Raw genomic sequence first — 19,642 nt, 5'->3', positions numbered from 1 at the left:
CGCACCGCGTCCGTCCCGTTCTCTCGCGTCCGTCACGATATCCGCCCCGGTCACCGGGCCCGGGGCGGTACGGCGGCGGCCCGGGGCGGGCGCGGCGCTGCCGTAGACTCCCGGGGAGTTTCGGGGCAGGACAGGACACAGAGGGCGGAGGATTCGCGCGTGGGCGTGCGGCTGCTGGCACGGACCCTGCGGGGCGTCGAAGAGGTCTGCGCACAGGAGATCACCGCCCGCGGGCTGGGCACCGTGGAGCGCCTGCGCCACCGCGAGGTGTGGTTCACCGCCGAGGAGCCGGACGCCCGGCTGCTGGACCTGCGCACCGCCGACGACGTCTTCCTGGTGGCCACGGTGATCCGCGGCGTCGGCCACACCAAGGCCGACCTCGCCCGCTTCACCCAGCCCTCGCGCACCGCGCCCTGGCGCCGGCTGCTGCGGCTGCGCGGCCGGTGCGGCGGGCCCGACGCCGCGACCCGTATCGACGTCGTCGCCTCGTACGTCGGCAAGCGCAACTACAACCGCTACGACATCGAGGACACCGTAGGGGAGCAGGCCGAGGCCGTGCTGGGGCTGCCGCACCACTCGCGGCGCGACGGCGCGGTCCCCGACGACGGGCGGCCGTTCCCGATCCGGGTGACCGTCGAGGGCACCGAGGCGATGGTCGCGGTGCGGCTCACCGAGCGCCCGCTGCACCGCCGCGTCTACAAGCAGGAGTCGGTGCCCGGCACCCTGCACCCGCCGCTCGCCGCCGCGATGGCGCTCCTCGCCGACCTCTCCCCCGGTGACCGGGTCCTCGACCCGTCCTGCGGCACCGGCACCCTGCTCATCGAGTCCCGGCTGACCGTCGACGGGCTGCGCACCCTCGGCACCGACCACACCCCGGCGACGCTCGCCGCCGCGGTGGCCAACGCCTCCGCCGCCCGGCCGACCGGCGGGGCCCACGCGGACTGGGCGGTCGCCGACGCCGGGCGGCTGCCGGTCGCCGACGGGCAGGCCGACCGCGTCCTGAGCAACCCGCCGTGGGGCCTCCAGGTCGCCCCGGGCGGCACCCTCGCCACCCGGCCCGCCGCGTACTACGAGGAGATCCGCCGGGTCCTGAGGCCGGGCACGGGCCGCGCCGTGCTGCTCCTGCACGAGCCGGAGACCCATCTCGCCCTCGCCCGCGGGGCCGGGCTGCGGGTGCACGACAGCCGTCCGGTGAGCCTGTTCGGCAGCCACCCGGCGGTGGTGACGCTCGGCCGCTGAACCCCGGCCGAGCGCTGCGCCGCTGGTCAGCGGGGATTGTCAGTGCCCTCGCCTACTGTTCCGGCATGGCGTTGGCAGACCTCACCCCCACGGCGGTGCTCCGGGCGATCGAGGAGTACGACCGCCTCGGTCAGGACGCGTTCCTGCGCAGATACGGATTCCGGCGCGCCCTGCGCTACGTCCTCGTCCACGACGGCCGACGGTACGACTCCAAGGCGATAGCCGGAGCCGCCCACGGCCATCTCGACGGGCGGGACCCGCTGCGGCCGCGGGACTTCTCCGGTGGCGCCTCCCATGCCGCCGGGCTGCTGCGCGGCCTCGGCTTCAAGGTGGTCGACGACGCCGCGACCGATGCCGCGCTGGGCCAACTCCTCGACCGGCTGGGCGCGTTACGGGTCAGCCGCGCCGCCGGGCGCCCGGCGCTCCACCAGCCGATCGTGCTGCTGTGGGCCGTCGGACGGGCCGCCCGCGGCGAGCCGCGGATCCTGCCCTGGGCCGAGACGGAGCAGGCCCTCGGCGCTCTGCTGCTCCGCCACGGTCTGCGCCGCGAACGCCCGCGCCCCGACGGCCCGGTCGCCGCCCTCCACCGCGCCGGGCTGTGGGAGCTGACCGGCCACACGGAGCCGGTGCCCCGCGCACACGGTGACGCCGCGCTGCGCGGCTGGTTCCGGCGGCAGCGGCCCGACGGCGGGCTCGACGCCGAGGTGTACGCCCTCCTCGGCGGATCGGCCGGGGCCCGGAGCGCCGTCGTCGAGACCCTGCTCGGCACGTACTTCGTGGATCTGGAGCCGGGGGCGCTGCTGGAGGCGGTGGGGTTGGGGGAACTGCCTTGCGAACAGGGCGAGTTGGCGACACCGCACGGTTCCGACCCGCACGGCACCGACCTGCGCGGCGCCCTGCTGGCCGCCGAGTACGACCGGCTCTCCCGGATGGCCGAGGCGCAGCAGCCGGTGAACCGCGGGCGGCGGACGCCCCGTTCCGCCGCGCCGGTGCGGTCGGCGGAGGCGCGGCGGGCGGTGCTGCTGCGCAGCGGGCGGCGGTGCGAGAACCCGCGGTGCACGGGGGCGCCCGACGACGTCACGGTCGCCGGTGAGCCGATACTCGAGGTCGATCACGTCCTCGACCTCGCCGGGGGCGGGCCCGACCTTCCGGACCACATGGTGGCGCTCTGCCCCAACTGCCACGCCGTCAAGACGCGGGGGCGGACCGGCGAGGAGCTGCGGGCCGTCCTCCTCGATGTGGCCCGCAGCCGCCATGCCCGGCTGCTGCGGGGCGTGGACGGCTGACCGGCGCCCGCCGCTCAGCCCGCGGTGCCGTACCCCGCCGGAATCCGCTCCAGCACGCCCCCGGCGAAGACGTCGTACAGCGGCAGTGTCTCCAGGTGGACATAGCCGATATGGCAGTCGCAGCTGGTCAGCGGGCAGGGACGGGGGCGGAGGGCGGGGCGGAAGGTGCCGTCGTAGAGGTTGCCCAGCTCGGTGGGGACGAAGTGGCAGCGGCGGACGGTGCCGTCGCCGTCCACGGAGAGGACCGACTCACCGGTGCGGCAGGGCAGCCCGGCGCTGCGGTGCGGATGGCGGCTGTACGGGAAGAGGGGGTCGAGCGCGGTCCAGGCGGCGGCCTCCGCGTCGGTGTAGGTCTGGCCCTCGGCGGCGTTGATCCAGAGGTAGACCTCCGCGGGCAGCTCGCGGCGGAGGCGGGCGGCGAGCGCGTGGTGCTCGGGCAGGCCGACCACGCCGACGCTGAACCGGACGCCGAGCGCGGCCAGTTCCCGGGTCTTGCCGAGGAAGCGGTCGTACGGGGTCTGGCCCGGGTGGAAGGTGCACCACAGGGCGAGGGTGTCGAGGTCGGCGGCGGCCAGCCAGTCGGTGCGGCAGCTGAGGTTGGTCTGGATGGCGACGCGGCGGACGTGCGGCAGCCGGGACAGCTCGGTCAGCGCCCGCCGGTACCAGGAGCGGACCAGGCCCTCGCCCCACGGCGTGAAGAGGACCGACAGCCGGTCGCCGGTCGGCCGCTGCGCCGCCGCCCAGCCGGTGAAGCGCTCCAGCGCGGCGCGGTCGGCGCGCAGCTGCTCCCGGCTGTCGCGCCGCTTGGCGAACGGGCAGTACGGACAGGCGTAGTCGCAGGAGGCGAGCGGGCCGCGGTAGAGGAGGGTCAGGTCCATCGGGGGCGGCTCACTTCCGCTCGTAGGCGGCCATCGCGGCGCGTACCGCGGGCGAGAACAGCTCCGGGCCCAGCGCATCGGAGTGGGCCAGCCCCTCGGGCGTCAGCCGCAGCAGACCGCCGCGCTCCGTCAGCCAGCCGCGGGCGGTGAACGCGGCCAGCTCGGCGGGGAAGTCGTCGGCCGGGTGGCTGCCGAAGCGGGCGCGGTAGTCGTCGAGCGGCATACCGGCGGCCTGGAGCACCGACTGGAGGAGGTGCCGGCGGCGGGCCTCGTCGCCCACGACGTACCGGCCGACCTCGGCGCGGGTGAAGTCCTCGGTGGCGGTGTACGCGTCGATGATGCCGCGGACCTCGCGCATACCGACGGCGTAGTCGAAGGAGTAGTGCAGCCGGGAGGTGTACGAGCGGGCGCCGCAGCCCAGGCCGATCATGCCGTCGGTCTGGCAGGCGTGGTCGTCGGGGCCCTGCGCGGGGGCGCCGGGGCGGCGGAACATCCGCATCGACACCTGCTCGTAGCCGTGCGCCAGCAGATGGTCGCGGCCCTGGCGGTAGCGGGCGAGGCGCTGGGCGTCCCAGGCGGCGTCGCCGGTGGTGTCCGGGGTCCGGCCCGGGGCGCCGAGGGCGGTGAGCGGGCGGACGTAGAGCGGGTAGAGGTACAGCTCCTCGGGCCGCCAGGCGAGGGCGGCGTCCAGGGAGGTGCGCCAGGTGGCCGGGGTCTGGCCGTCGATGCCGTAGATGAGGTCGATGTTGAGGACCGGTATCCGGGCGTCGCGGATGCGGCCGAGGGCGGCTTCGACGTCGGCGCGGCGCTGCGGGCGGACGGCGGAGCGGGCCTCGGCGTCGACGAAGCTCTGTACGCCGATGCTGACGCGGGTGGCGCCGCGCTCGGCGAGGACGGCCAGCCGGTCGGCGGTGGCGGTGCCCGGGGAGGTCTCGACGGAGAGGGGGACGGCGCGCAGGTCGGCGCCCATCCGCCGCTCGGCGATGTCGCAGAGCCGGACCAGTTCGTCGGCGTCGAGATAGGTGGGGGTGCCGCCGCCGAACGCCGCCGCGGCGAACCGCACCGGCCCGTCGTCGCCGAGCGCCTCCCGGACGGCCGTGGCCTGGCGGTCGAGCGCGTCGAGATAGCGGGTGGCGAGGTCGCCCGGGGCGCCGATGCGGGTGAAGAGGTTGCAGAAGCCGCAGCGCACCTCGCAGAACGGGACGTGCAGGTAGAGCGAGAGGGCGTCCTTGGGCTCGCCCGCCCACAGCTCCCGCAGCGCGGGCCGGGGCACCAGCGGCCGGTACGCCGTCTTGTGCGGGTAGGCGTAGACGTAACCGGTGTACGGGCGGGGGGCGGTGACGTCCGGCGTGGGCGTGGCCGGGGCGGCGGTCTCCGGCGGGGCCGGGGCGGCGGCAGTCTCCGGCGCGCCCGGGGCCGGGGCCGGGGCGGTCGTCCGCGGGGCGGTGGGCGGGGGTGCGGCGGTCATCGTGCGGCCTCGTCGAGGAAGAAGTGGGCGTACGGGACGGTCCAGACGGCCTCGTGGCCGAGGCGGTGGCCGGTGTAGCCGTCGTCGCCGTAGGTGGTGCCGTGGTCGGAGCAGACGACGGCGAAGCAGCGGCGGCGGCTGCTCATCGCGGCGAAGAGGCGGCCGATGTGGCGGTCGACGTACTCCAGCGCCGCGGCGTGGCTGGCGCGGGTGTCGCCCGCCTCGCGGGTGGCGCCGGGCAGATGGCACCAGTTGGGCTGGTGGAGCGCGGAGACGTTGACGAAGAGGAAGAGGCGCCGCGCCGGGTCCAGGGCGGCGACGACCTCCTCGGCGCGGGTGACCTGCGCCGCGAAGGAGTCCGGTGCGGCCACCGAGAACTCCGGCTCCCAGTGGCTCTCCTGGAACAGCGACGGCAGCACGGAGCCCAGCGCCGCCTGCTTGTTGAAGAAGCCGACGCCGCCGATGCAGACCGTGCGGTACCCGGCGGCGGCCAACCCGCCGACCAGGTCGGGGGTGTCGAACACCCAGGTGCGCCCGGCGGTGGTCTCGCTGCCCGCGAAGCGCGCGGCGAAGAGCCGGGGGTGCGGGCCGGGCGCCGCCGGGGTCGGCAGGAAACCGGCGAACATCGCCTGGTGAGAGGCGTAGGTGAAGCTCCCCGGGGCGTGCCGCCGCTCCCAGCGGCCGCCCGGCAGGTGGCGCGCGAGGTGCGGGATACGGCCCGCGGCGGCCAGTTCGGCGGCGACGTCGTACCGCAGGGTGTCGAGCGTGACGAACAGCAGGTCGTCCCGGCCCACGACGGCGTTCATGTCGGGGTCGGGCGCGGGAGGCGCGGCCCCGGCGGGCGGCGTCGGCGCACCGAGCGGGCCGGGCTCCCCCGTCCGCTCGGTGTCTTCGGCGGGCTCAGGCAGCCGCATGGGGTATCCCGTCCGTTCTCTTCGCCAGGGCGGCGATCTGTGCCGCGTAGGTGTCCAGGCCCTCGGCGCCGCTGCCGGGCAGGCCGGTCAGGCGCGGGAGGAGGTCGCCGAAGGCGTTGACCTCGCCGACGGCGAAGCGGCGCCAGCCGGCGGCGGGCAGCAGGTCGACGCCGACGCAGTGGGTGCGGGGGAAGCAGGCGGCGGCGCGCTCGCACAGCTCCAGCGCCTCGGCCCAGCGGCGCGGTCCGGCCGCCTCCGTCACCTCGGCCAACGCGCCCCGGGCGCCGCCGAGGTGGAGGTTGGTCATCGGCACCCGGCCGGTGCGCACCACCGCGTGGGTGGCCCGGCCGCCGGTCACCACGACCCGCAGATCGGCGACGCGCCCGCCCAGGGACGCCTTGGGCAGCCAGCGTTCGAGGTGCAGCCCGTCCGGCGCGAGGGTGTCGACGAGCGCGGCGATCTCGCGTTCGTCGGTGTAGGTGCGCACCCGGAGGGAGTTGACGAGGGTGCCGTCCGCGGCCCGGGCGACGGAGGTGGTGGCGCGGACGCGGCCGGGCCCGGCGGTCTCCAGGGCGAGCACACCGGAGGCCGACGAGCCGTGCGCGGGCTTGACGAAGACCCGCGGCAGCCCGTGCTCCCGCAGCAGTGCGCGCACCTCCGGCCAGCTCCGCGCCCGGTCGGTGACGCCGGAGGTCGGCGACGGCGGGACCCGTACGCCCGCGCCGTCCAGCACACCGTGGCAGCGGCGTTTGTCGAAGAGGACCGCCAGCTCCTCGGGGTCGTCGAGGCGGCGGCCACCGGAGAGGGTGCGGACGGCGGTGAGCAGCCCGGCGTACCAGCGGGCGGTGCCGACGACGCGGGCCGGATCGCCGGGGCCCCGCAGCGCGGCGTCGACCTCGGCGTTCTCCCCGGGGGAGTCGATCCGTACGGTCTCGTGCGCGGCGAAGCGGGCGCCGCCGTCCCGCAGGACGGTGCGCCAGGGCACCACACGCGGTGCGGGCAGCCCGGCCGCCCGCACCGCCGCGGCGAAGAGCGTGACCCGGCGGTTCTCCGGATTCCCGACGACCGCGAAGCGGGGGCCGGGGGCGCCGGAGGCCGCGGGGGCCGCCCCGGCCTCCCCCGCAGCCCCGGACTCCGTGTGCGGCGCGGGCCCGGGCGGCGCGGGCTCGGGCGTGCTCACTCCGCGACCGCCACGTACCGGTCCCCGTCCTCGTCGGCGGTCTCCGGCTCGCCGAGGTCGACCTCGACCCCGGCGGGCGTCAGGGCCGTGCGCAACCGCTCCTGCACCTCCTCGGTGAGGTAGTGGTGGTGCAGGTCGAGGCGGGTGAGGTGGGTCAGCGGCTGACCGGCCAGCAGCGCGGTGGCGCCCGCGTCGCCCAGCGTGCCCATGGAGAGGTCCAGGGTGTGCAGCCGGGCGACGACCGGGGCGGTGGCCAGGGCGGCGGCGATGTCGTCCTGGATCTCGCTGTTGCGCAGCGCCAGATGGGTCAGCCGGGGCCAGCGGCTGCCGTCCAGGAACGGGCCGAGGTCCTCGACGGTGGTGTCGGCGCCGTACCAGGACGAGCCGAGCCAGAGGTCGAGGTGCTCCAGGGCGGGCAGCTCGCTCGCGGCGACACCGCGCACCACCGCGGCGTCCACCCCGCCGGTCTCGATCGTCAGCCGCCGCAGCGCCGGGTGGGTGACGGCGGGGAACTCCAGGGACGTGCCGCCGCGGACGCCGAACTCCTCCAGGGCGGGGAACGCCGTCAGCAGCGCGGTGGCGTCCTCCTGGACGATCCAGGAGATCTCGCACTCCTCGAAGGTGATGTCGCCCAGGAACAGCGCCCGCAGCCCGCTCAGCCGCTCCCGCTCCGCCAACAGCGCCTCCCGGACCGGCCCGGGGCCGTTCTCGAACGACTCGCCCCAGGTGCCGACGATCAGCGCCCGCACCCGCGGCAGGTCGACCGTGGCGGCGAAGCGGGCGAACAGCTGCGGCCAGCTCTCCTCCGCGTCCCACTCCTCGACGGCGAGCCGCCACGCCACCGCCGCCGCGTCCGGCAGCTCCCGCCCCTCGCCGGGCTCCCCGAAGTCGTGCACGGGCAGCCCGTGGAAGTGCTCCAGATGCCGTGAAATCGTCATGTTCCCCACCCCTGGCGTCGAGACGGCGACCGTCGGAGCCGGCCGCACGGTGTTCGACGCCCGTTCTACCAAGCACCACTGACAACGGCGGACGGACCCGCCGCCGCGGCGCCGGGCCACCGGGGGCGGCGGGGGCTGTCAGCGGTGTGTCAGTCCCCGCCGGGATCGTGGAGCCGACAGGACGACACGGGCGCTTGGGGGCCGACGATGTGGACACAGTGCGCGGAGCCGCGGCCGTTCGCCGGGCGGCGGCTGGTCTGCTTCCCGCACGCGGGCGGCTCGCCGTATTTCTTCCGTGGCTGGGCGAAGGCGCTCCCCGGGTTCGAGGTGCACACCGTGTGCTACCCGGGGCGGGCCGAGCGGATCGCCGAACCGGTCGCCACGGACCTCACCGCGATGGCCGGTGCCGTCGCCGCGGCGCTCCGTCCGTGGCGGGACGGCCGCCCGACGGTGCTCTTCGGGCACAGCATGGGCGCGGTCGTCGCCTACGAGGTGGCCCGCGCGCTGGAGGAGGACGGCGGCGACCCGGGTGCGGTGGCGCATCTCGTCGTGTCGGGGGCGCGGGCGCCGCATCTGCTGCGACCGGACCCGGACACCGCCGTCACCTGGGACGACGCGGCGGTCACCCGCACCCTCGTGGAACTGGGCGGCACGGACGCGGAGTTGCTGGCGAACCCGGCGTTCGTGGAGCTGGTCATGCCGTACATCGGCGCGGACTTCCGGATGCTGGCGGCGTACGGGCCGCGTCCCGGTGGGACGTTGCGGTGCCCGGTGACCGCCGTCGTCGGGGACCGCGACCCCCGGGTGAGCCGGGCGGACGCCGCCGCGTGGCGGGCGGAGACCCGGGGGCCGTTCCGGTTCCGGACGGTGTGCGGCGACCACTTCTACCTCGCGGACGCGCCGCCCTTCGCGCTGCTCGACGAGGCGCCCGCCGACCGCTGACCCGCGGTGGCACCGGCGTCGCGGTACATCTCGGCGAGCAGGAAGGCCAGATCGAGCGACTGGGTGCGGTTCAGCCGGGGGTCGCACGCCGTCTCGTAGCGGTGGTGGAGGTTCTCCGGCAGCACCGCGTCGCCGCCGCCGAGGCATTCGGTGACATCGTCGCCGGTCAGCTCGACGTGCACACCGCCGGGGTGGGTGCCGAGCGCCCGGTGGACCTCCACGAAGCCGCGCAGCTCGTCCAGGACGGTGTCGAAGCGGCGGGTCTTGTGGCCGCTGGGCGCGGTGACGGTGTTGCCGTGCATCGGGTCGCTGACCCAGCAGACCTGGGCACCCTCCGCGGTGACCTTCTCGACGAGGACCGGCAGCACCTCGCGCACCCGGTCGGCGCCCGCGCGTACGACGAAGGTGAGGCGCCCCGGCTCGCGCCGCGGGTCGAGCCGGTCGAGGAGGCCCAGCACCTCGTCGGGGGTGGTGGTCGGGCCGAGTTTGACGGCTATCGGGTTGTGCACCCGCGAGAAGTACGCGACGTGGGCGCCGTCGAGCGCCCGGGTCCGCTCGCCGATCCACAGCAGATGGCCGCTGGTGGCGTAGGTGCGGTCGGTGCCCGGTTCGGCGCGGGTGAGGGCGGACTCGTAGTCGAGCAGCAGCCCCTCGTGGCCGACGAAGAACTCGGCGGTGTCCAGGCTGCCGGAGTCGACGCCGCACGCCTGCATGAAGGCGAGGCTGCGGTCGATCTCGTCCGCGAGCCGTTCGTACCGCTTCCCGGCGGGTGACCCGGCGACGAAGCCCTGGTTCCAGGCGTGGAGTTGGCGCAGGTCGCCGAAGCCGCCGGTGGTCAGGGCGCGGACGAGGTTGAGCGTCATCGCGGAGCTCTCGTACATGCGCCGCATCCGCCACGGGTCGGGGCGCCGGGCGGCGGCGGTGAACTCCATGCCGTTGACGGCGTCGCCGCGGTAGGAGGGGAGTGCGTCGGTGCCGCGCCGTTCGACGGGCGAGGAGCGCGGTTTGGCGTACTGGCCCGCCATCCGGCCGATCTTGACGACCGGCAGGGCGGTGCCGTGGGTCAGGACGACGGCCATCTGGAGCAGGGTGCGCAGGGTGCCGCGGACGGTGTCCGCGCCCATGTCGGCGAAGGTCTCGGCGCAGTTGCCGCCCTGGAGGAGGACCGCCTCCCCGCGGGCGACCGCGGCCATCCGGTGGCGCAGCTGGTCGCATTCGGCGGCGAAGACCAGCGGTGGCGCGGCGGACAGCCACCGGGTGACCTCGTGCAGCGCGGCGCCGTCCGTCCACTGCGGTTGCTGGGCGGCGCTGTGGGTGCGCCAGTTCTCCGCGGGCGCATGCGTCATCGTCGTTCCCCCTCTTCCGTTCCGGCTCCCGGCCGGAATTGCCGGAACTCAGCTCAGCGAAGCGGGAATGGAGGGTCAAGGGATATCGGCGGTGGTCCGTACGAGGCGGCGCCGATTGGTCTGGCACGCTCCCGGTCGCCGCTGTTTTCCTGCCATTCCGCGACGCCTTTCCGGGCGCCGCGCGAGGCGACGGGGAGTTCCTATGACGCAGGCGGAACAGCTCGCGGTGCGGGTCACCGCGACCGGATTACCTCCGCACGATTCCTTCGGAATGTACGAACGGCTGCGTGCGGTCCACGGCCACGAGGACGTGTTCCTCTTCGAGAGCGCGGACGGCGCGGAGCCGGACCGCCGGTGGGCCGCCGTCGGCCACGGGCGGCTGGCGGAGATCCGGGTGTACGCCGGGCATGTCGAGATCGACGGGGTGCCGGGTGTGCTCGGGCAGTTGCTCGGGGCGGCGCGGGGGACGGGGCTGGTGGCGGAGCCGCCCGGCGGCGGTCCGGGGCACCGGTTCCGGCTCACCGGCGGCGATCAGGTGTGGGAGCTGGCCGCCCGGGCGCAGTCCCGCTTCGCGGTCACGACGGATGTCCCCGCGCACCGCTTCGCGTTCGGGTTCCTCACCTCGCTCGCGTACGAGGCGGTGTGGCACATGGAGGCGCTGCCGGACCGTGGCGCGGCGCCGGGCGGCCCCGACGTGACGCTGACGCTCTTCCGGGACACCGTCTGGTACGACCTGACCAGCGGCGAGGTGCAGTTGCTGCGGGCGGAGAGCGCGGCGTTCCCGGCGCGGCGGGCGGGCGGCGGGGAGGCGGTCACGGCGGCGGTCGCCGAGGCGGTGGCGCCGCCGGGCGGGGTGGCGGTGCCCGCCGCGCCGGTGCCGCGGTCGGTGACCGACAGCGTCAGCCGGGAGACGTTCCTGGGCTGGGCGCGGCGGTGCCTGGAGCACATCCGGGTCGGTGACGTCTACCAGATCCAGATCGGCCACCGGCTGGACGTGGTGACGGAGCTGACGCCGCTCGACGTCTACCGGCGGCTGCGGGCCCGTAACCCCTCGCCGTACATGTATCTGATGCCGCGGGCGGGCCGGACGCTGATCGGCGCCAGTCCGGAACTGTTCTTCCGGATCGAGGGCGACGGGATCGTGATGCGGCCGATCGCGGGGACGGCGCGGCGCGGGGCGGACGAGGAGGAGAACCGGCTCCGGGTCAAGGAGATGCGGGAGAGCACCAAGGAGCGCGCCGAGCACGTCATGCTCGTCGACCTGTGCCGCAACGACATCGGGCGGGTGAGCCGCCCAAGTACGCAGCCGGTGGACCGGCTGATGGCGGTGGAGCGCTACTCGCACGTCTTCCACCTGGTCTCGACGGTCTCCGGGCGGCTGGCGGAGTCCGTCTCGACGTGGGACGCGGTGCGGGCGACGTTCCCCGCCGGGACGATGACGGGCGCGCCGAAGGTCCGCGCCATGGAGATCATCGACGGTCTGGAGCGGGAGCGGCGCGGCAGTTACGCGGGCGCCGTCGGGCTGGTGGACGTCCGCGGGTGGAGCGAGTTCGCGCTCTGCATCCGCACCGTCGAGTACGACGGGACGACGTACTCGACGCAGAGTTCGGCGGGCATGGTCGCCCAGTCGGATCCGGAGGCGGAGTGGCGGGAGACGCTGTTGAAGATGGGCGCCGCCCACTGGGCGCTGACCGGCGAGGAGTTGCTGCCGTGAGCGGCACGGAGGGGGCGCGGCGGGCGCCCGGGACGGCGGAGGGACGCGGTATGCGGGGCACGGGGGACGAGATGCGGAACGGCGGGGCGCCGGTGGCGGTGGCGGCGGCGCGGGGCGGTCGCGCGCCGTTCGGGGAGCGCCCGCCGACGGTGTTGCTGGTCGACGCGTACGACAGCTTCGTCCACATCATCGACCAGTACGTACGGACGCTGGGCGGGCGGACCGAGGTGGTGCGCTCGCTCACCCGCTCCCCCGACGAACTGGCGGCGTCCGGTCCGGACGCGGTGATCCTCGGGCCGGGTCCCGGGCATCCGGCGGCGTCCGGCCATGTGGAGCTGGTGCACCGGTTCGCCGGGCGGGTGCCGCTGCTCGGGGTCTGTCTGGGGCACCAGGCCATCGCGTTGGCGTTCGGCGGGCGGGTGGCCGTCGCCGAGCAGGTGATGCACGGGCGGACCAGCACGGTGCGGCACGACGGGGCGGGCCTGTTCGCCGGGTTGGGCCACTCCCTGGAGGCCACCCGCTACCACTCCCTGGTGGTGGCCGAGCCGCTGCCGGAGCCGCTGGTCACCACGGCGGTCGCCGCCGACCACGGCTATGTGATGGGACTGCGCCACCGCACCCTCCCGATCGAGGGCGTGCAGTTCCACCCGGAGTCGATCATGACCAGCGGCGGGCTGACGATGATGGCGAACTTCCTGGCCCGGGCGGACCCGGCGGACCCGGCGGACCCGGCGGTCCGGGCAGCGTCCGGCGGCGCACCGGCCCGGTGACGGGGGGCCGGGGCCGAGCGCACGCCACCACCGGGCCCGGCCCAAGCGCACGGCGCCACCGGCCCCGGCCCGGACGCACGCCACCGGCGGTGCGCACCGCCCGCCCCCGCTCCCGCCCGCTCCCGCCCGCTCGCCTAGGTGGCCAGCGCCCGGATCGCCTCCGTCACCCCGGACCGTGGCAGATGGGCGTGGCCCACCACCAGCGCGGGTTCCTGGTGGCGCGGGCGGACGTGGTAGGCGGCGCCGCCGCGCACCATCACCGAGCGGTCCAGCGCCCGCGCCACCAGCGCCGCCTCGTCGGTGTGCCGCGGCAGCCGGACGTAGGCGTGCAGACCGGCCGGCGGGCCGATGACCGCGGCGCCCGGCAGATGGCGGCGGACCGCCTCCTCCAGGGCGTCCCGGCGGTCGCGGCAGCGGGCGTTGAGGCGGCGCAGATGGCGGTCGAAGAGGCCACCGGCGAGGAGTTCGGCGAAGGTCAGCTGGGTGAGGCTCTCGGTGCCCAGATCGTGCCGGGCGCGGACCCGCAGCAGCCGGTCCCGCAGTTCGGCGGGGGCCGCGAGCCAGCCCAGCCGCAGCCCCGGCGCCAGGCTCTTGCTGACCGTCCCGGCGTGCACGACGTGGTCGGGGGCGAGCCGCTGGAGGGCGAGCGGGCGCGGGTCGCGGGCGTACCAGAGACCGCCGTTGTAGTCGTCCTCGACGATCAGCCCGTCGACGTCCCGCGCCCAGCGGACCAGCGCCGCCCGGCGGCGGGGCGAGAGGACGACGCCGGTGGGGAACTGGTGCGCCGGGGTGACCAGCACCGCGCGCACCCCGGACGCGGCGAGCGCGTCGACGTCGATGCCCTCGTCGTCGACGGGCACCGGCACCGGCCGCACCCCGCTCTCCCGGACGAACTGCCGCTGCCGGGGGTGGCCCGGGTCCTCGATGCCGAGCCGACCGCCGCCGTCCTGCCGCAGCACCGCGCAGAGCAGCCCCAGCGCCTGGGCGAACCCGGAGGTGACCACGAGGCGCCCGGCGTCGGTCCGTACGCCCCTGGCCCGGCCCAGGTAGCGGGCGAGTTCGGTGCGCAGCCGCGGGGTCCCGGCGAGCGGCGGGTAGTCGTGGTCGGCGGGGGTCGCCGTCTGCAGCACCCGCTGGTAGCAGGCGAGCCATTCGCGACGGGGGAAGACCGGCAGATTGCGGCCACCGGTGCGCAGGTCCCAGCGGACGGCGGGCACATGGCCCTCGTCCAGCAGCGCCGGGACGACGGGCGGCGCGGTGTCGAGGTGGTCGACGACGCGGGTCCCGGCGCCCTGGGTGGCCTCCAGATAGCCTTCGGCGACGAGTTGGCCGTACGCCTCCACGACGACGCTGCGGGAGACGTCGAGGTCGTGGGCGAGGCGGCGGCTGGACGGCAGCCAGGTTCCGGGGTGGAGAATTCCGCCGGAGATCTCTTTTCTGAGGTAACTCTGGATCTGCGCGGTCAGTGAGACACCGGAATTCTTGGTGATCTCCACCGCCATGTGCAGCGCCATGCTGCTTCCCTCCGAGTGGACCGTCTTTCCGTACGGTGAGTGGTCTGGTGCGGGTGCGCGCTGTTTTCGGAGACTGCCGGGGAAGAGTTCTCCGGTGACCTTCCGGAGACAGATCTCAGGTGTCGTCCGAGGAGAATTCCGTGACCGCCGAGCCTCATGGTCCCCACTGGTCGGAAATGCTGAACGCCCTTCTGGACGGCCGGAATCTGCCGGCCGCGGAGACGGAACGGGCGATGGACGCGGTGATGTCGGGTGCGGCCGGTCCGGTGCGGCTGGCCGGGCTGCTGGTGGCGCTGCGCGCCAAGGGCGAGACGGTCGAGGAGATCGAGGGGCTGGTGCGGTCCGCGCGGCGGCACGCCGTCCCGCTCGACGTGCCCGGGCCGGTGGTGGACATCGTCGGGACCGGCGGCGACGGCTCGCACAGCGTCAACGTCTCCACCATGTCCGCCGTGGTGGCGGCGGGCGCCGGTGCCCGGGTGGTCAAGCACGGCAACCGGGCCGCGTCGTCGGCGTGCGGATCGGCCGATGTGCTGGAGGAGTTGGGGGTGGCGCTGACGCTGCCGCCGGACGAGGTGGCGGAGGTCGCGGCGGAGGCGGGCATCACGTTCTGCTTCGCCCCCGCCTTCCATCCGGCGATGCGGCACGCGGCCGGTCCGCGCCGGGAGTTGGGGGTGCGGACGGTCTTCAACGCGCTGGGCCCGCTGCTCAACCCGGCGCCGCGGGCGGCGCTGGCGCTGGGGGTGGCCGATGCCCGGCTGGCGCCGCTGCTGGCCGGGGTGCTGGCGCGCCGCGACGTACCGGCGCTGGTGTTCCGGGGCGACGACGGGATGGACGAGCTGACGGTCACGACGACCTCCACGGTCTGGTCGGTCCACGGCGGGACGGTGCGCCGGGAGGTGTTCGACCCGCGTGAGCTGGGCATTCCCCTCGCCCCCGCGGATGCCCTGCGGGGCGGCGGGCGGGCGCACAACGCCCGGGTGGCGCGCGAGGTGTTCGCCGGTGCGCGCGGTCCGGTGCGGGACGCGGTGCTGCTGTCGGCGGCGGCGGGCCTGGCGGTGCTCGACGGTCCGGACGGGCCGGGCGGCCACCGGTCCGTCACGGAGCGGCTGGCCGCCGGGGTCGAGCGCGCCGCCGCCGCCGTCGACACGGGGGCGGCGGCGGCTGTGCTGGAGCGGTGGGCGGCCGTGTCCACGAAGCGGGCCGAGGGGGTGCGCGCGGCGTGAGCGCGGGGCGGCCCGTCCGCGCCGCCCCGCGCCCGTCCGCGTGCCGTCAGCCGCCCACCACCGCCGGTCGGCTCGCCGCCAGGAACGCCGCGACCGTGGCCCGCGGGTCGGGGCTGCGCACCAGCGCCTCCCCGACCAGGACCGCGTCGGCGCCGGACGTCGCGTATCCGGCGACGTCGAACGGGCCGCGCACCCCGGACTCCGCGACCTTCACGATCCCGTCCGGCAGGTGCGGCGCCACCCGCGCGAAGGTCTGGCGGTGCACCTCCAGCGTCCGCAGATTGCGCGCGTTGATGCCGACCACCCGCGCCCCGGCGGCCACCGCCCGCTCCGCCTCCGCCTCGTCGTGCGCCTCCACCAGCGGCGTCAGCCCGATCTCGGTGGCCAGCGCCACCAGGTCCGCCAGCAGCGGCTGTGCCAGCACCGACACCATCAGCAGCGCCAGATCCGCGCCGTGCGCCCGCGCCTCCCACAGCTGGTACGCGCCGACCACGAAGTCCTTGCGCAGCACGGGGGCGGTGACCCTGGCGCGGACCGCGTCCAGATCGTCCAACGAGCCGCCGAAGCACCGCTGTTCGGTCAGCACGCTGACGGCGGCGGCGCCCCCGGCGGTGTACTCGGCGGCGAGGTCCGCGGGGGCGCCGATCCGGGCCAGCGCGCCCTTGGACGGGCTGGCCCGCTTCACCTCGGCGATCAACGCCGGGCCGGGCCCCGCGCGGAGCAGTTCCACACAGTCCACCGGGGGCCCGGCGGCTGCCGCCCGCTCCCGCAGCACCGCCTCGGGCACCCGCTTGCGGCGCACCGCCAGATCGGCCCGTACCCCTTCGACGATCTCGTCGAGAACGCTCATCGTGTCTCTCCGACTCCTCGGTTCGCCCGGACCGGACCGCGGGATGCGAGCGGCCACGGAACGCGACCGCGGAGCCCCGCCCGCGGGCGGACGACGGGGCTTTCGGCCACACCCTAGGAAGCGCCGCGGGGCCCGGACAGCTCCTTAAGCATCCGCCGAAAATCCCAGGTGGCGGCGGTGACGCCCGTCAGCGGGGCGTCAGCACCGTGCGGCAGCCTGGTGGGCGCCCGTGCCCGCGAACCGTAGGAGTCCGCATGGACATCGACCCGAGCCGGATCGCCGGTGTCAACGCCCACGAGACCGCCTTCCTCCACGAGGAGATCTTCGTCCGCCGCGCCTACCTCCCCGACGGGATGACGCTGCCGCCGGACGCCGTCGTCTTCGACGTGGGGGCGAACATCGGCCTCTACTCGCTCTTCGTCCACGCGGAGTGCCCGCGCGCCACCGTCCACGCCTTCGAACCGCTCCCGCCGGTCTTCGAGAAGCTGGCGGAGAACACGGCGGCGTACGGCGTCCCGGCCACGCTGTACCCCTGCGCGCTGTCGGACACCGATGGCGAGGTGGAGTTCACCTACTACCCGGGCTACACCACGATGTCCGCCCGGGCCACGCTCGCCGCGACCGGCACCGACCGGGACTTCATCCGCCGCCGGGTGCTGGCCGCCCCGGACACCGCCGGGCTCGGCGAGGACACCGAGCTGCTGGACGAGATGCTGGACTTCCGCTTCCGGGAGGTCCCCTACGTGTGCCGGACCCGGCGGCTCTCGGACGTCCTCACCGAGGCGGGTGTGGACCGCGTCGACATGCTGAAGATCGACGTCCAGCGGGCCGAGGCGGAGGTGCTGCGCGGGGTGGACGAGGCGCACTGGCCGCTGATCCACCGCATCGCCCTGGAGATCCACGACGAACCGGGCACCACCACCGAGGGCCGCCTCCCCACCCTCACCACCGAACTACGCCGCCGCGGCTTCACCCTGACCACCCCGCTCGACGACGACCTGGTGACCTCGGGGCGCTACACGGTCTTCGCGTCGCGGGGGTGAGGCGGCGGGTGCGGTGACCGCACCGCGGAAGCCCCGTCCGTCCCTCCGGTCCGGAGGGACGGACGGGGCTTCCGCGCGGACGGGACAACCGCCCGTCGTTCGCCGTGTCCTCACGTCATCGAGACCACGACCCGGCGGGAGCCCGTGTACGCCTCGCGGCCGTGCAGGACCGACATGTTGGCGACGATCATGATGTCGCCGGGCTGCCAGGGCTCGACCAGGCGGTTGCGGGTGGCGGCGGTGCGGACCGCGGCGAGGTCGGACTCCGGGATGGGGGTGCCGTCCCCGTAGGTCACCCAGTGCGGGAGGTCGTCGACGTCGCCGATGAGCGACAGCAGCGCCTCGCCCTCGTCGCCCGGCAGGTTGGAGGGGTGCCACTGCTCGGCCTGGTTGAACCAGACGTCGCGGCCGGTCAGCGGGTTGGTGCGGAGGGCGGGGCGGTGCTGGCTGACGCGTAGGCCGCCGTCGGCGGTCCACCGGTGTTCCGCCTCGGACGCCGCCAGGAACTCCTCCACCGCCGACCGGTCGTCCGTCTCGAAGGTGTCCTGCCAGGACTTGCCGAGCCCCAGTCCGCCGTGCAGATGCTGGCGGTAGACGACGCCGGAGGCGAAGCGCGCGCGGACCGCCGGGTCGAGGTCGGCCAGCAGGGCGTGGCCGTCGCAGACCGGGGTGGCGCCGCCCGTCCGGGGCGCCTGGAGGCAGCAGAAGAAGAGCCGGCCGGGCCACCGGTGGGCGTAGGACATCTCGTTGTGGAGCGAGATGTCGAAGCGCGCCGGGTACTCGGTGGAGGTGAACACCCCGTCGGAGACCGTCATCCGCGGGGTGTTGCCGCCGCGGTAGCTGTCGATCAGCGGGTCGCCGAAGGCGGTGACGGCGCGGTGGAACGCGTCGGCGTCCGCCACCCCGGGACCGCGCAGCAGCACCGCGCCGCACTCGGTCAGCAGCTCGTCGACCCGGCGGCGTACCCCCTCCGGCGCCACGGCGTCCGGGCCCGTCACGGGGCCGCCGGTGTGCAGGACGGCCAGGGTGGTGCCGCCCGACGTTCGCCGTTCCTCCCGCATGTCAGGCCGTCACCTTCCCCGCCGCCGCGGGTTCCGCGGTCAGCGACACCGGCAGACCGGTGTAGCCGTCGACGAAGTTGGAGTACAGCCGCTCCGGCGGGCCCAGCAGCTCGATGTCACGGACCTGGGTGCGGAGCGCGTCGATCATCGCGTTGACATGGACCCGGCCCAGGAACGACCCCAGGCAGAAGTGCGGCCCGTGGCCGAAGGCGACGTGTTTGTTGGGCGTCCGGCCGATGTCGAAGCGGTACGGGTCCGCGAAGGCGTCCTCGTCGAAGTTGGCGGAGCTGTTCCACAGGGTCACCACGTCCCCGGCGCGGATCACCTGGTCCCGCAGCGGGACGTCGACCAGCGCGCGGCGTCCGAAGTGCATCGCGGGGGTGGTCCAGCGCAGCACCTCCTCGGTGGCGGTGGCGACGTCGACCTCGCCGTCCTTGAGGCGGCGCCACTGCTCCGGGTGGCGGGCGAAGGCGATGAGCCCGCCGATGGACGACATCCGGCTGGACTCGTCGCCGCCGAGGATGAGGCTGTAGCAGTTGAAGACGACCTCCTCGTCCGAGAGCGGCGCCCCGTCGACGGTGGCGGTGGCCAGCGCGCTGATGACGTCGTCGCCGGGGTGGCGGCGGCGCTCGGCGGCGAGTTCGGAGAAGTACAGCAGGATCTCGTTGCGGGCCATCACCTCCTCGAACTCGCTGTCCTCGGAGCTGTGCCGGGACAGGGTGCGGGTGTTCCACTCGACGAGCTGTTCGCGGTCGGCGGCGGGCACGTCCATCAGATCGCCGATGGTGTTGATCGGGATGTGGTCGGCGACATCGGTGACGAAGTCCAGCGCGCCGCGGTCCAGCGCGGTGGCGACCAGCTCCCGGGTGCGGCGGTGGACCCCGGCGACGACGGGCTCCAGCACCCGCGGCGCGAAGGACTTGAGCATCAGGTTGCGGATGTCGCGGTGGCGCGGCCCGTCGGTGACGGCGAGCATCTTGCGGGACGCGGAGTCGCCGCCCTGGAGCAGGGTCGCCAGGACGTTGCCCTGCTCCGAGGTGAACCGCTTGTTGTCGCGGTAGAGGGCGACCACATCGGCGTAGGTGGAGATCACCCAGAAGCCGGGGACCGGGGTGGTCGCCGGGTGCCGGTGGACGGGGCTCTCGGTACGGAACCGCCGCCACAGGGCCTGCGGGTCGGTGTCCCGGAACGTCTGCGGGTCGGTGAGGTCGTAGCTCTCCAGCGGGGGCGGTGCGGTGGCCTCCTGCGGCGGGGACTGGGTCATGGCGGTTTCCTC

17 protein-coding genes are annotated in these 19,642 nt (G+C 75.1%); 7 read left to right on the top strand and 10 right to left on the bottom strand.

Going from position 1 to position 19,642, the window contains the following annotated elements:
- Positions 1–159 precede the first annotated feature (159 nt).
- Both IF23_RS0121675 and IF23_RS35445 read left to right on the top strand, forming a co-directional pair.
- Positions 160–1,239 carry a methyltransferase domain-containing protein gene (locus tag IF23_RS0121675; protein WP_245655051.1) on the top strand — a complete coding sequence of 360 codons (1,080 nt, stop codon included), beginning with the start codon at positions 160–162 and terminating at the stop codon, positions 1,237–1,239.
- Positions 1,240–1,304: 65 nt separating this feature from the next.
- Positions 1,305–2,525 (top strand): HNH endonuclease signature motif containing protein, encoded by a 1,221-nt coding sequence (locus IF23_RS35445; protein WP_281179996.1) that lies wholly within the window; start codon positions 1,305–1,307, stop codon positions 2,523–2,525.
- 14 nt (positions 2,526–2,539) lie between these two features.
- Here the strand turns inward: IF23_RS35445 and IF23_RS0121665 are convergent, their stop codons facing one another.
- The 5 genes from IF23_RS0121665 to IF23_RS0121645 form a co-directional block, all read right to left on the bottom strand.
- Positions 2,540–3,403, bottom strand: a complete 864-nt coding sequence (locus tag IF23_RS0121665; protein ID WP_030286147.1) for an STM4011 family radical SAM protein — start codon at positions 3,401–3,403, stop codon at positions 2,540–2,542.
- 10 nt (positions 3,404–3,413) lie between these two features.
- On the bottom strand, positions 3,414–4,871 hold the full coding sequence (locus tag IF23_RS0121660; RefSeq protein WP_078654154.1) for an STM4012 family radical SAM protein: 1,458 nt from the start codon (positions 4,869–4,871) through the stop codon (positions 3,414–3,416).
- The gene (locus IF23_RS0121655) at positions 4,868–5,677 is read right to left on the bottom strand and encodes an STM4013/SEN3800 family hydrolase (RefSeq protein WP_030286143.1); all 810 of its coding nucleotides are present in this window, start codon (positions 5,675–5,677) and stop codon (positions 4,868–4,870) included. Before IF23_RS0121655 ends, IF23_RS0121660 begins: the two co-directional genes overlap by 4 nt.
- Before the next feature lie 94 nt (positions 5,678–5,771).
- Positions 5,772–6,965 (bottom strand): STM4014 family protein, encoded by a 1,194-nt coding sequence (locus IF23_RS0121650; protein WP_037679051.1) that lies wholly within the window; start codon positions 6,963–6,965, stop codon positions 5,772–5,774.
- Positions 6,962–7,903 (bottom strand): STM4015 family protein, encoded by a 942-nt coding sequence (locus IF23_RS0121645; protein ID WP_030286139.1) that lies wholly within the window; start codon positions 7,901–7,903, stop codon positions 6,962–6,964. The genes IF23_RS0121650 and IF23_RS0121645 overlap by 4 nt, the downstream gene beginning before the upstream one ends.
- Before the next feature lie 207 nt (positions 7,904–8,110).
- Between IF23_RS0121645 and IF23_RS0121640 the strand changes: the two genes are divergently transcribed.
- The gene (locus tag IF23_RS0121640; protein ID WP_030286137.1) at positions 8,111–8,845 is read left to right on the top strand and encodes a thioesterase II family protein; all 735 of its coding nucleotides are present in this window, start codon (positions 8,111–8,113) and stop codon (positions 8,843–8,845) included.
- On the opposite strand, the gene IF23_RS0121635 is transcribed toward IF23_RS0121640, so the two are convergent.
- Positions 8,788–10,191, bottom strand: coding sequence for a class II 3-deoxy-7-phosphoheptulonate synthase (locus IF23_RS0121635; protein WP_037679048.1), 1,404 nt, complete (start codon positions 10,189–10,191; stop codon positions 8,788–8,790). The two genes, IF23_RS0121640 and IF23_RS0121635, sit on opposite strands and share 58 nt — an antisense overlap.
- Positions 10,192–10,393: 202 nt before the next feature.
- On the opposite strand from IF23_RS0121635, the gene IF23_RS0121630 reads away from it, so the two are divergent.
- Together IF23_RS0121630 and IF23_RS0121625 are read left to right on the top strand one after the other, a co-directional pair.
- Positions 10,394–11,905 carry an anthranilate synthase component I family protein gene (locus tag IF23_RS0121630; RefSeq protein WP_030286132.1) on the top strand — a complete coding sequence of 504 codons (1,512 nt, stop codon included), beginning with the start codon at positions 10,394–10,396 and terminating at the stop codon, positions 11,903–11,905.
- A gap of 149 nt (positions 11,906–12,054) precedes the next feature.
- Positions 12,055–12,675, top strand: a complete 621-nt coding sequence (locus tag IF23_RS0121625) for an anthranilate synthase component II (RefSeq protein WP_051739796.1) — start codon at positions 12,055–12,057, stop codon at positions 12,673–12,675.
- A gap of 134 nt (positions 12,676–12,809) precedes the next feature.
- Here the strand turns inward: IF23_RS0121625 and pdxR are convergent, their stop codons facing one another.
- Complete coding sequence (pdxR, locus tag IF23_RS0121620; protein WP_030286128.1) at positions 12,810–14,189, bottom strand: MocR-like pyridoxine biosynthesis transcription factor PdxR; 1,380 nt, start codon at positions 14,187–14,189, stop codon at positions 12,810–12,812.
- A gap of 176 nt (positions 14,190–14,365) precedes the next feature.
- Between pdxR and trpD the strand changes: the two genes are divergently transcribed.
- On the top strand, positions 14,366–15,412 hold the full coding sequence (gene trpD / locus IF23_RS0121615) for an anthranilate phosphoribosyltransferase (RefSeq protein WP_051739789.1): 1,047 nt from the start codon (positions 14,366–14,368) through the stop codon (positions 15,410–15,412).
- A gap of 46 nt (positions 15,413–15,458) precedes the next feature.
- Here the strand turns inward: trpD and trpC are convergent, their stop codons facing one another.
- Complete coding sequence (gene trpC / locus IF23_RS0121610) at positions 15,459–16,262, bottom strand: indole-3-glycerol phosphate synthase TrpC (protein WP_030286124.1); 804 nt, start codon at positions 16,260–16,262, stop codon at positions 15,459–15,461.
- A 254-nt stretch (positions 16,263–16,516) separates the two neighbouring features.
- Here trpC and IF23_RS0121605 point away from each other — a divergent pair, with 254 nt between their 5' ends.
- Complete coding sequence (locus tag IF23_RS0121605; RefSeq protein ID WP_051739788.1) at positions 16,517–17,305, top strand: FkbM family methyltransferase; 789 nt, start codon at positions 16,517–16,519, stop codon at positions 17,303–17,305.
- Positions 17,306–17,415: 110 nt separating this feature from the next.
- Here the strand turns inward: IF23_RS0121605 and IF23_RS0121600 are convergent, their stop codons facing one another.
- Entirely contained in the window at positions 17,416–18,366 is a 951-nt protein-coding gene (locus tag IF23_RS0121600) for a TauD/TfdA family dioxygenase (RefSeq protein WP_051739787.1), read from the bottom strand.
- A 1-nt stretch (position 18,367) separates the two neighbouring features.
- On the bottom strand, positions 18,368–19,630 hold the full coding sequence (locus tag IF23_RS0121595; protein ID WP_030286119.1) for a cytochrome P450: 1,263 nt from the start codon (positions 19,628–19,630) through the stop codon (positions 18,368–18,370).
- Positions 19,631–19,642: the final 12 nt, after the last annotated feature.

It is taken from the genome of Streptomyces catenulae, from assembly GCF_000718015.1.
GTDB classification, from domain to species: Bacteria; Actinomycetota; Actinomycetes; order Streptomycetales; family Streptomycetaceae; genus Streptomyces; species Streptomyces catenulae.
Note: the sequence above shows the minus strand (reverse complement) of the source record. Positions and strands in the feature narration are given on the sequence as shown.